This window comes from Mitsuokella jalaludinii, from assembly GCF_928722185.1.
GTDB lineage: Bacteria > Bacillota > Negativicutes > Selenomonadales > Selenomonadaceae > Mitsuokella > Mitsuokella jalaludinii.
Genome location: NZ_CAKMXA010000001.1, coordinates 2285723 through 2296923, shown reverse-complemented (window position 1 = coordinate 2296923; position 11201 = coordinate 2285723). Strand labels below are relative to the sequence as shown.

At 54.2% G+C, this 11201-nt stretch carries 10 protein-coding genes and 1 pseudogene; 2 read left to right on the top strand and 9 right to left on the bottom strand.

Features of this window, described 5'->3' with window-relative positions; all coding sequences use genetic code 11:
* Positions 1–99: 99 nt before the first annotated feature.
* The 5 genes from QDI87_RS10775 to QDI87_RS10755 form a co-directional block, all read right to left on the bottom strand.
* Positions 100–1221 (bottom strand): sensor domain-containing diguanylate cyclase, encoded by a 1122-nt coding sequence (locus QDI87_RS10775; RefSeq protein WP_278743282.1) that lies wholly within the window; start codon positions 1219–1221, stop codon positions 100–102.
* A 30-nt stretch (positions 1222–1251) separates the two neighbouring features.
* A complete protein-coding gene (locus tag QDI87_RS10770; protein ID WP_278743280.1) occupies positions 1252–2427 on the bottom strand; it encodes an ATP-binding protein in 1176 nt (391 codons plus the stop codon).
* A gap of 114 nt (positions 2428–2541) precedes the next feature.
* On the bottom strand, positions 2542–3306 hold the full coding sequence (gene nagB, locus QDI87_RS10765; protein ID WP_278743393.1) for a glucosamine-6-phosphate deaminase: 765 nt from the start codon (positions 3304–3306) through the stop codon (positions 2542–2544).
* Positions 3307–3383: 77 nt separating this feature from the next.
* Positions 3384–4268: a fructosamine kinase family protein gene (locus QDI87_RS10760; protein ID WP_278743278.1), complete on the bottom strand. Its 885-nt coding sequence runs from the start codon at positions 4266–4268 to the stop codon at positions 3384–3386.
* A gap of 368 nt (positions 4269–4636) precedes the next feature.
* On the bottom strand, positions 4637–5431 hold the full coding sequence (locus QDI87_RS10755; RefSeq protein ID WP_278743277.1) for an MBL fold metallo-hydrolase: 795 nt from the start codon (positions 5429–5431) through the stop codon (positions 4637–4639).
* Between the two features lie 126 nt (positions 5432–5557).
* On the opposite strand from QDI87_RS10755, the gene QDI87_RS10750 reads away from it, so the two are divergent.
* Entirely contained in the window at positions 5558–6457 is a 900-nt protein-coding gene (locus QDI87_RS10750; protein ID WP_270528114.1) for a LysR family transcriptional regulator, read from the top strand.
* A 174-nt stretch (positions 6458–6631) separates the two neighbouring features.
* Here QDI87_RS10750 and QDI87_RS10745 read toward each other — a convergent pair whose 3' ends face one another.
* The 4 genes and pseudogenes from QDI87_RS10745 to QDI87_RS10725 all read right to left on the bottom strand — a co-directional run bounded on the left by QDI87_RS10745 (position 6632) and on the right by QDI87_RS10725 (position 10060).
* Positions 6632–7147 carry a nitroreductase family protein gene (locus tag QDI87_RS10745; RefSeq protein ID WP_278743275.1) on the bottom strand — a complete coding sequence of 172 codons (516 nt, stop codon included), beginning with the start codon at positions 7145–7147 and terminating at the stop codon, positions 6632–6634.
* An 84-nt stretch (positions 7148–7231) separates the two neighbouring features.
* The gene (locus tag QDI87_RS10740; RefSeq protein ID WP_278743274.1) at positions 7232–7429 is read right to left on the bottom strand and encodes a hypothetical protein; all 198 of its coding nucleotides are present in this window, start codon (positions 7427–7429) and stop codon (positions 7232–7234) included.
* Positions 7430–7637: 208 nt separating this feature from the next.
* Positions 7638–8999 (bottom strand): annotated as a pseudogene (locus tag QDI87_RS10735) (IS701 family transposase).
* Between the two features lie 95 nt (positions 9000–9094).
* Positions 9095–10060, bottom strand: a complete 966-nt coding sequence (locus tag QDI87_RS10725; protein WP_278743271.1) for a metallophosphoesterase family protein — start codon at positions 10058–10060, stop codon at positions 9095–9097.
* 219 nt (positions 10061–10279) lie between these two features.
* On the opposite strand from QDI87_RS10725, the gene QDI87_RS10720 reads away from it, so the two are divergent.
* Positions 10280–11200 carry a C45 family autoproteolytic acyltransferase/hydolase gene (locus QDI87_RS10720; RefSeq protein ID WP_278743270.1) on the top strand — a complete coding sequence of 307 codons (921 nt, stop codon included), beginning with the start codon at positions 10280–10282 and terminating at the stop codon, positions 11198–11200.
* Position 11201: the final 1 nt, after the last annotated feature.

The following is an 11201-nucleotide window of genomic DNA, read 5'->3' as shown; positions in this document are numbered from 1 at the left end:
GCCGCCAAGATGAAACTCACCTTGACGGCGCTGTTTTTTGTCCAATCACAGCCATGCACGGCAGCTGTGCGCTCCATCCCAGGGGACAGACCGATGCAGTCAAACATCAAAATCCGTGACGATCTGGGATCCTGTGCGCTTCTTGGCCAGGTACATGTAGCGGTCGGCACGGGATACGAGTGACTCTATCGTATCCTCTTTGCGGACGGCTGTGATGCCGATCGAGGCACGGCAGACCACCGTCTGACCATCTTCGATCAACTCGCAGTTGTTGGCAATCTTCAAGAAGCGTCTCGCCGCACCCCGGATGTCGTCGAGCGTCTTCAGATGAAGCAGGCCCACGAATTCATCGCCGCCCCAGCGGCAGAACTTATCGGCCTTTCTGCCGTACTTCCGCAAAGCAATGCCGAGCCTGCGCAGGATGTCGTCGCCGACGCTATGGCCGTACGTATTGTTGATGTCGTGGAAATTATTGACATCGGTGAAGAGCACGGCAAACGGCTGCCCCGTCCGCCGATAGATCTCCATCGATTCATCGAGACAGACCTCCATGAATTTCCGCCCGGGCAGGCATGTGAGCGGATCCCGCGTCGCCGTCTCATAGATGGCCCGGATGAGTCCCTGATCATAATCCACATCCGTCAGCGGGACAAAGAACGAGATGAGCTTCTCGACCTTGCCATCTGCTCCCTTCAGCGGCGCCAACGTGTTGCGGATCAGGATATCCTTGCCGTTCTTGTGCCGCATGAACATCTCGAGCGACTTGGCTCTTCCCGTCGCACAGGCAATCATGGCCGGGCAGTGGGCCCCCTCAATACGATCACTGTTGGTAAACGAACAGCCCAAAGGCATGTCGACACACCGCTTCCCCTGCATTTCCGCAGCGGAGAAGCCAAGGATACGCTCGGCAGCAGGATTCCAATAGAGGACCGTGTGATTGGGGCGCAGGATATAGCAGCCGATTGGCACCGCATCCATCAATTCCTTCAGGATGCGGTTCTCCTCCGACAAATTGCCCAGATTTCCCCGAAAGGAATCCTTGACCGGCTCGAAGCGCTCCAGTTCCTCTCGGCAGCGGTCCTGCTCCTCAGTCGGGATGCGCAGCACCTGCATCGCCTTTGCCAAGGACCAGCCTGTACTCTCCATGAGGTGTTTCAGGTCTTCTCTTGCCCTGTCGTGAAGTCCATCGCGGTAAATCTCCTCGCTCAATTTGCACATCATGCCTACCCCTGCCTTTCTGTTGCCCTACACTCAATACTGTTCCAGGAAGGTGTGCTCCTCGCCTGCCTGCTTGTACTTCAGGACGGTGTCGAGATTGACATTCTCGAGCGCATGGAAGATATTGCCGGGAACCTGGCTGTTCGTCTCGGCAAGCCTTGCGATGAGCTTCTTGACCTCGAGGCGCTTGGAGTCCGTCGTGCCGTCCGTATGACAGGTCGAGCACGTCTCGGTGAACTTGCAGGCGCACTGGATGAAGTAGAGGCCATTGTCATCGCGCCAGCGCTTGATATCCGCCTCGTGGACGTAGTAGAGCGGGCGGATGAGCTCCATGCCGGGGCAGCTCGTGCTCTTGACCTTCGGCATCATCGTGCGGACGGCGCCGGAGTAGAGCATGCTCATGAGATTCGTCTCAATCACATCGTCGAAGTGATGGCCGAGCGCGATCTTATTGCAGCCGAGCTCGCGGGCCTTGCGGTAGAGGTAGCCGCGGCGCATCTTGGCACAGAGGTAGCACGGCGACTCCTCCACATGGAAGACCGACTCGAAGATGTCCGTCGAGAAGAACGTCAGCGGCACATGGAGGAGCTTCGCATTCTCCTCGATGATGCGGCGGTTCATCTCGTTGTAGCCGGGATCCATGCAGAGAAAGATGAGCTCGAACGGGAACTTGTTGTGGCGCTTGAGCTCCTGGAAGAGCTTCGCCATGAGCATCGAGTCCTTGCCGCCCGAGATGCAGATGGCAATCTTGTCGCCGGGGCGCACGAGGTCGAATTTGCAGACGGCTTCGACGAACTTCGTGGAAATCTTATGCTTGAACTTCTTGCGCAGCGAGCCCTCAATGCGCTTGAGGCACTCTTCATCCTCGGCCGCCTCAGCCGTCTCGCGCTCCAGCTTCCGCTGCAGCCAGAGCGCATAGCCGCCCTGCAGCGAAACGGCGGTATATCCCTGCTGCCGGAGATTCTGCGCGAGGCCCAGGCTGATTTTTCCCCATATGCAGATGCAGACGATGAGCTTGTCCTCGGGCAGATCGTATCCGCCCTGCTGCAGTTCCAACGGGTTGAGGTTCTGAGCCCCCGGCAGAGAGCCGCGCTCAAAGGCCACTTCATCGCGGATGTCGACGAGCTCGACCTCATTCTCAGGCAGCGCGGCCAATTCTTCCACAGTGATTTCCTGTTTCGTCTTCCAAGCATCAATAAAAGCGGTCATATCCATACATTCTTCCTTTTCGTTTCGCGATTGCACAATCCTGTGCCGTATCTTTATATTGTACCACAATGAGCCGCCAAATAGCCAGGATAGATGACCGAAATCGGGATGACCTCACCCGATGTGGATTCTACCCGCATGACGCCATTTCTCAGGCACAAGAGCGGCTGCGTCTGCATCGACCAGGACCGTTACCGCGCGATGCAGCTGCAGGATGGAAGCAGGCACCCGGGGCGTGACCACCCCGCAGACAGCCCGATGAACGGCCTCGGCCTTATCCGGGCCGCTTGCGAGCAGGACGACGTGCTTTGCCTTCATGATGGCTCCCATGCCGACACTGATCGCCTCGCGCGGCACGTCCGCAAGGCGCGGGAAGAAGCGTGCATTCGCCTGTATCGTATCGTCACTGAGATACGCCCGGTGCGTCCGGACCGCAAAGTGATCGTCCGGTTCGTTGAAGCCGATATGACCATTCCTGCCGATACCCAGGACTTGCAGGTCGATGCCGCCCGCCGCCTCGATCCTCGCATCATAGCGTCCCGCCTCAGCCAGGACATCTCCTGCCATGCCGTCCGGCAGGAAACAGCGGGCGGGGCAAAGATTGACCTTTGAAAAAAGATGCTCCTGCATGAAGGCGTGGTAGCTCTGCGGATGTGTCGGAGAAAGTCCGATATACTCATCGAGATTGAACGTGGTGACGGCAGAAAAATCCAGCTTGCCCGCTGCATACCATCGGCAAAGCAGATGATAAAGCCCCAGCGGCGTACTTCCCGTCGCCAGCCCCAGCACCGAATCCGGCTTCTGGCGAATCTGCCCGGCCACGATTTCCGCTGCCCGGCGACTCATCGCCTCATAATCCTCAACAAAAACGACATCCATTCTATCATCTTCCATCTTCACTATAACAATTCTCCAAGACATGCCTTACCCGAAGACATGGAAGACCTTTGCCATGCTCAGCCTGCATAGTGACGGATGATGCGCGTGACAGCGGTGAGATAGGCGCGGCCGAAGAGGTACAGATGGTTGAGCAGATGGTACAGATTGTACAGGTCGCGCCGCTCCGAATAGCCCGGTGCCAATGGTGCCGCCTCTTGATACGCATCGTAGAACGCTGGCTCAAATCCGCCGAAGAGCTGCGTCATCGCGATGTCGAATTCGCGATTGCCGACCGCCGCGGCCGGATCGATCAGCACAGCCTCGCCGTCCGAGCCGAGCATGACATTGCCGCACCAGAGATCGCCGTGCAGCAGGGACGGATACGCGGGTTCCTCCAGATACGCCTCGAGATGATCCAGCAGATAGCGCGCCCGGCGGCGGTCTTCCGGCGTGAAGTACTGCTGCGTGAGCTCCAGGCGCGGCAGGAGGCGCTGCGACCGGAAGAATTCCCCCCAGCTGTCATGGACCCGGTTCTTCTGCCGGATTGAGCCGCTGTAATTATTCTCGTAAAAGCCGAAGCGCCTGCCCTTCGTCCAGGCAGATGTGTCCGCCCGATGCATCGCGGCGAGCATGTGGCCGAGATTCTGCCAATAGTCGCGCCGCGGCCTGGACGGACGCACGTACGTCATGAGCAGGAAGGACTTGCCGTCTCCATTCCGGCCAAATGCCAGTACCTCCGGCGTCCTGGCCCCCGCCTCGCGCATCGCCTTCAGGCCGTCCGCTTCCACCGCAAAGAAATCATCCGCCACATCCTCATGGCACTTCATAAAGAGATCACGCCCATCCTGCAGCACCAGATGATACGCCTCATTGATATCGCCGCCCGAGACAGGTGACTGCGCTACAATCCTCGCCTCCGCGCCAAACAGCCGCTTCAGGCACGTTTCCAGATCTTCCTGCATAACGATTCATCCTTTCCTGCATGCTTCATCCAAACAGATATATCCTTCGCGACAAGCCCGCGTGATTCCTGCATACAAAAAGCCCCACCAGCTGATGCCGGTGGGACTTGTATGTTCGTGTAAAGCGAGTGATTAACGCTTCGAGAACTGGATAACGCCGAAAAGCCCTTATTTATAAGGATTCAACAGTCTCTTTGTATATTGTGCGTATAGTTTATCGCAACAAGCACAGTGCGATGGACGTTACTAGGATTCCAGATGATTGACAACGCAAAAATTACCACAGCACAATTTTGTTACCACATGCAAACGAATCTGTCGAACTTGTACGCAAGTCTCAGTCAAATAGTTTGATTGATTGGTATCCATCAATATACAACGCTCTCGCCATCGGCTGGCATATCGTAATTCACGACGCCACGAGAAGCCAGGCGGCCGCGCATCGCATGGCGAGTGATGGATGCATGAGCAACATTGTCCATATGCGTGATATAGAGTCTGGCATCAGGAGCTGCAAGTGACACATTCCAGACATCTTCATCCCCCATGATCAGACGGCCATTCTCGAGAGTCTCCGCTGCACAGGCATTGAGGGCGATTACTTCTGGTCGGAATTTCTCAATGGTTGCAGCGACTTCCTCATACCAGATGGTATCGCCAGCAAGATAGAATGTCTTTTCGTCTTTTGCTTCAAAGAGGACGCCCATGGCATTCCCGCAGGGGAGGTAGGTGCCGTGGCGAGCGGGAATCTGACGGATGATGGCATCTCCTATTTTCATCCATTCTTTCGGAAGGATGGTGATCTCCTGAAATCCAGATTTCTTCAGGACAACCGCATCTTCTTCGTTCTGGCAGAGAATGGGTACAGCCTTATCGAGTGGGGCGCCTACAGTACCGTCGGCGAAAGAAATGTCAATGTGGTCCGGATGGAGGTGCGTGACGATGACGCAGTCGACATCTTTCAGGATTTCTTCTGTAGACATGGGAAGGTCATAGAACGGCATCGGCAGATGCTCCTTCACCTGGTCAGGGATATTGTAGGGATGCCCGGGCACGTCGGCGACAGTGAACATGTGGCTCGGGGAAAGCCAGGGATCGATGAGAAACGTCTTACCGGCATATACCAGACGGTTAGTCGCGTTGCGGATCTGTGTGATTTTCATAGTATGCAAAACCTCCTCGTTCTTTATATGCCTCATTATAGCGGAGTCATGACACAGGGAAAAGAAGATAAAGAGTGGATTGAAGCAACGATATGGTTGCGCTATAATGAGCACAGGAGGTGCGCTATGAATCAGAAACAGCTTCAGTATTTCGTAACCGTCTATCAGACACAGAACATAAAGACAGCCGCAGACAGGCTATTTGTCTCAAGGCAAGGCGTGAGCAAGGTAATCCGTCTGCTTGAGGAAGAGCTGGGGCAGCCGCTTTTTGTACGCAGCATAAAAGGAGTCATGCCAACAGACTACGCAACAATCCTGCTGCCTCATGCAAAACGTCTCCTAGAGGAATACGACGCCATACGCGGCCTCCACACGCTCGCGGCGCAGTCAAAAAGTGTGGTCACCATTCATGCACTCGACCATGTGCTCGCCTATCTCGGTGCGCCCCTGATCAACGACTTCCATGAGGCGTATCCTTCCATCATTCTCAGCATCGTAGATACGACAGATGCCATGGCTCTAGCCGCATTGACGGCGCAGCAATGCAACTTTGCCATCGTAACGGGGCCGCTGGACGAGACGCGTTTTGAAGGAATCCCCCTCTTTTTCAGCAATTACAGTGTACGGATGCACAAATCACATCCTCTGGCGAAAAAAACATTTCTGACCTATGACGACCTAGACGGTCAGACCATCATCAGCAAAGGCCGTGCCTATGACTGCTTCCGCCACAATATCGACCAGCACATCCTCGTGCCCGGCCGACAGATCCACATCCTTGCGGAAACGGCTGATGAAAACATCATCCGCGCGCTTCTCCTTGAAAACAAGGCCATCAACATCGGCTACGACTATGCGGATGCCCTATACCCACATCCAGATATCGTGAGCCGAAGACTGAAAGCAGAAAATGGCGGGCAGATGATCTATCTCGTAGCAAACCTGCAGGTCCGCACGACAAAGGCAAGCCGCCTTTTCCGTGACTTTCTTTTAGAGTGGATACATAAAAAAAATCCCACCAGCTGATGGGATCTTGTGTGCTCGTATAAAGCGAGTGATCAACGCTTCGAGAACTAGATGTCGCTGAAAAGCCCTTATTTTGATGCGCAGCATCTCGATCAGGCTGTCCTAGGTCTTGCGATTGCCGAGGTACAGCATGACTACATTCAAGAGATTGTACTGCCACTGCTCCGCGCGATACTACAATACCTTTACAAGCTCGTCATTACTCCTACGCTGCGCGTGCTGAGGGGCAGCCTTTGCTCCTGCCGCGACGTAGCCAATAGGCAACAACAGCAAAGGCACTTCATTCAGTTCCAGCTGGAAGGCATCCGCCGTCTTCGTCACCGGGAAAAAGTTCACCCAGCAGGACCCGATACCAAGTTCCCAGGCTTCCAGCATCATGTGGGTGGCAACGATGCTGGCATCCTGCTCTCCGGCCCGGATGCTGTGTTCAAAAGGGTTGACCCATTCTTCGTCCTTGCGCACCGTCACCATCAGCACCACCGGCGCATTGAAGGCGCAACGCGTGAGACCCCGGATTTTCTCCAGTGCTTCTGGGCTCTGGAGGACATATACTCGATACGGTTGGTAGTTGTGGCCGGTAGGAGCTATGCGTCCCGCCTCCAGGATAGCGTCCAGTTTTTCCTTTTCGATTGGCTTGTCACTGAATTTCCGAACCGAATATCTTTCCTTGGCCAACTCCATGAATGTCATGTATTCTCATCCTTTCTTCTCATCGGCTTTGTCAGTCTCTTTACATATTGTTTTATCGCACCAGGCACAGTACGATATCTGCCGTTAATGCTGCTTCTTCAGCGCCTTCTCGTAATGATCTCTCGCCTCAAGCGGGATGCGCAATGCCTGCATCGCTTTCTCCAAAGACCAGCCCGTACTCTCGATGAGGTTCTGCAAGTCCTCTTTCGCTTTATTGAGGGTGCCAACATTGACTCCATCATTGAATCCACTGTTATAGACGCCTTCGCTTAAGTTGCACATCTTACTCAACTCCTTCGTTTCATACTCTGTCAGACAATGTCATTTATCCTGTCATTGATGATAGAGTTTTGTTAGCTCCTGTTTCAGTGACCCCTTCTCTGCATACGGAAGAGTATCGAACAAGCGAATATTATTCTTCTCAATGTGGATATCCTCACTGAAGCCAAGAATATAACGCAAACAAATACGATACAGCAGTTTACAGCTTTTAAGCCGCTTGCCCATCGCCCCAAGCCAAGGCTTGCAAGGCTTTGAGCAGAGCGCTTGAATTTATGCTACTTTGGGCTTTGGACACCAAAGTGGCGAAAAATACTTCCTTGTGGATCTGCTGACTCAGCGCGTGCCGCAGCTCCTGCGGGCTCTTGTCCCGGTAGGCGCTCAGCTTCTCGTCCTCGTATGGCAGGATCTTCATGAGAGCGTGCCCGGCATTCGTCAGGTTTAGCAGGTGCTCAATCGCAGTCTTCGTGCGAACTTTGTAGCTGCCGAGCTCCCAGAACATCTTCTGCTCGTAGTAGTTCGTCTCAATGCCCCAGCGGAGTTTGTAGAGCTTAAGCGGGTAAATCGCCATATGCTTGGAGCTGGTGTTGCGGAGCGTCTTGTTCTCCTGCCAGGCAATGCTCATGTGCAGGGCCATCGGATCTACGGTGCTGAAAAAGAGACGGTACGAGCCGCTCTTGCTCAGCGTCACATAGGCATGAACGGTGCGGTCACCGAAGATGCGTGTCTTCACCAGACGGTGGGCGACAAAATAGTCGTCCATCCGACAAAGATAATTTTTGAGATCATCGGCAATCTCATCCAGCATCAGTCGCTTGCCGTACTTCGGCGGACGGCCTCGGCGGCCTGCCGTCGGACCCGGCAGTTCGAACATCGCCGTATCATGACGTGCATTGCAGATCACGTTGAGATTCGGGTAGCGGAGTGCATGCGCGAGCAGCTCACGCTTGGCATACCAGCTGTCGAAGAGCAGGATGACCTGGCGCTTTTCAAGGATTGGCATGACTTCATCGAGAAGCTGGCAGGCAAGCGTCAGCTTCGAGGCTTCGCCGTTGCTCATGACGTAGCCAATCGGCACCGCGATATAACGGATCTGCTGCTTGCCTGCGTTCTCATGGAGGACCGGCACGCTCATCGTCAAGCTGACAAATGCATGGCCATTGAAATAGGACTTGCCATCGTGTTTGGCGTGGTCGTACAGGATCCCTACACCGTCGAAGTGCTTGCCTCACTTGGCAATGGACGTGTCGTCCACGCTGAGCAGGATAGGCTCCTGCCGCAGTGCCTCTGGCACTATGGCAAACGCCCGCAGCGCCAAGGCCTGGCGAATGGATGCATCCGTGACGAGGCCGTTGCCAAGGGCACGGTAATAGCTGTTGAGCGATGTGTCCGTCTGCTTCGACAGGAACTGCCGGAACAGGCAGCGCACCGACGAAGCCGACTCCAGAGCCAGCTGAGCAATGAGAAGCCACGCCAGCAAATGGCGCGTCGGTCTCGTTGCAGCGAGAAACAAGGAAGAAAAAATCGTCAAGAGTTTGTCAACTGTTGACTGACTGGTGTATAATTGAGACATCACGTAGCACCTCTCGTGTTTGGTTTGTGGTGAATCTATTATACACCAGCAGGGGCTACGTGATTTTATTATGTCTCAAAAGCTGTAAACTGCTGTCAATCATCAAGTCTTATCTGTCGATCATAGTTTTCGATCCAGTCCTGACTTCTATGGTCGAATGTCCGAATATCGATATGATCGCCATAAATATACAGCGAATTCGTCCAGATATGTTTCCTGTCCATATCGCTATTGTGTATATTCATGATCCGCAAGCCATACATATTGATTTCTGGAGCCGCAAAGCTGTCATTTGTAGCCGGTGTATGCGTATGTCCCGAAATCCAGAGACGCACTTGCGGATTGGACATGAGCAAATCATGCAGCTCATTGACCGGTTGAGCCACGGTCGATTTCTTGTTCACCGAGTTGTTATAGTTCAGCAACGTCCCCATGAGTGGTCCATGGAAGAATATCAGCGTAGATTGCGGGTGCTCTGTCAAATCGTTCTTTAGCCAGGCGAACTGTTCAGCACCTATCTGCGTAGGCAATGGCCCCTCTGTCGCCAAGAATATCAGATGACATCCGCCAAGCTCAAGACTGTAATAGGGTTTCGAAAGTTGCCAGAACTCGCAGAAATGCTGCAACTTGCGCCGCCTGGATTCGGCATCACCTTTCACGAGCTTGCCGTTCTCATTCGGTTCATCCTCATACAGAATCTCATGATTGCCATCGATGACGTACAGTGGCACCTTGACACTTGAAAAATACTGACGAATGAAATCATACTCACTCGGGATACTATAGCGGGCCACGATATCGCCCACAACCGCTATGCTATCGACATCCGGCCAGGAATTTATATCGGCTATGGCGCGCAGTTTAGCCGCTACGATAGCCTGACGCTTCGCTTTGTCCGGATGCTTCTCCACGCGCACCGGCAGATGTGGGTCACCGAGCACAACGAGACGTTTATAGGCACGCTCGCTCCCCCACACTGGCATCCAAGATTGCCACGGCCACAAATACAAGGCTCCAGCTCCCAATAGTGCTCGTTTTATGAATGTACGCCTGTTCATCATGCATCTATCCATCTCCCCAACAAGTGATAAGACAGTAGTTTACCACTAAGCAGCTACTTCATCATCCCGCGCCAATGTCTGCGAAGCCTCCAACTTTTATCAATTATACCATACCGTCTTTTAGACGTACAACCACAGCTGTGAAAAGCTGCGACTCTTGCAGGATAAAGTTTTTTGTGTTATGTTGGCGATATAACGTACGATTTGGAGTGATATAAAATGAATAAAAGCCAGCTACATGGTGAGCCAGGACGGTCTGGCAAAGGCTTACGGGGAGCGCTAACAGGCCTGCTTGGAGCAGCGTTGCTATGTATTCCTGTGCCAGCATTGGCCTGTACGCTTTATGCGGCGCAAGGAACGGCTGTGGCAGACGGCGGTACGATAGCAGCAAAGAACCGCGACTGGCGGCCGCAGGAACAGTCACTGCATCTATCGGAACCTCGCCAGCCAGGCGGTTATCGTTATTATGGTCTCTATGGTGGGCCGTTCGAGCGTCATCAGCTGCGTGGCGGTGTCAATGAGGCGGGACTCGTGGCCTATTCGGCGGCAGTCAGCTCGGTGACGAAGAAGCAGAAGGCCGCAGCTGCTGAAGCTCATCCGCCGGTCCAAGGAACACTGCGCAAGGTGCTGGAGCGCTATGCAACGGTCGAGGAGACGGTGCAGCATCCGGAACTATTCCAGGGCGTGCGATTCGTCATGCTGGCTGACCGCAGTGAGGTCGCCTGGATAGAGGGGGGGCTGGACGGAGAAGTGCGCATAGAGAGGCGTCAAAATGGCGTCCTGGCCCATACCAACCACTATCTGATCGCCGATCTGGCGGCGCAAAATGAGAAGTATTATGAGAGCAGCCATAAACGCTATGACCGGGTCATGGAACTGCTGCAGACTCAAAAACAGTATACGCTCGCTGATTTCATTCGCATCGGCGAGGATCAGACCGCCGGTCCGGTCAATTCGCTATGGCGTACAGGCGATGAGACGAGCCATACACAGACAGTGGCTCAAATGGTAGTCTGGCTGCGTCCGGACGGAGATTTCACGGTCTATGTGAAATACCGGGCCGCAGCTGACGCTGCCGGACATGAGCAGACGGTCCGACTCACGAAACAGGAGATATTCGACAATATCACACCCCAATAAA

Excerpts from the sequence above, each read along its gene's own strand:
- QDI87_RS10775 (WP_278743282.1), bottom strand. The coding sequence starts at position 1,221 with ATGATGTGCAAATTGAGCGAGGAGATTTACCGCGATGGACTTCACGAC.
- QDI87_RS10770 (WP_278743280.1), bottom strand. The coding sequence starts at position 2,427 with ATGACCGCTTTTATTGATGCTTGGAAGACGAAACAGGAAATCACTGTG.
- nagB (WP_278743393.1), bottom strand. The coding sequence starts at position 3,306 with ATGGATGTCGTTTTTGTTGAGGATTATGAGGCGATGAGTCGCCGGGCA.
- QDI87_RS10760 (WP_278743278.1), bottom strand. The coding sequence starts at position 4,268 with ATGCAGGAAGATCTGGAAACGTGCCTGAAGCGGCTGTTTGGCGCGGAG.
- QDI87_RS10755 (WP_278743277.1), bottom strand. The coding sequence starts at position 5,431 with ATGAAAATCACACAGATCCGCAACGCGACTAACCGTCTGGTATATGCC.
- QDI87_RS10750 (WP_270528114.1), top strand. The coding sequence starts at position 5,558 with ATGAATCAGAAACAGCTTCAGTATTTCGTAACCGTCTATCAGACACAG.
- QDI87_RS10745 (WP_278743275.1), bottom strand. The coding sequence starts at position 7,147 with ATGACATTCATGGAGTTGGCCAAGGAAAGATATTCGGTTCGGAAATTC.
- QDI87_RS10740 (WP_278743274.1), bottom strand. The coding sequence starts at position 7,429 with ATGTGCAACTTAAGCGAAGGCGTCTATAACAGTGGATTCAATGATGGA.
- QDI87_RS10725 (WP_278743271.1), bottom strand. The coding sequence starts at position 10,060 with ATGATGAACAGGCGTACATTCATAAAACGAGCACTATTGGGAGCTGGA.
- QDI87_RS10720 (WP_278743270.1), top strand. The coding sequence starts at position 10,280 with ATGAATAAAAGCCAGCTACATGGTGAGCCAGGACGGTCTGGCAAAGGC.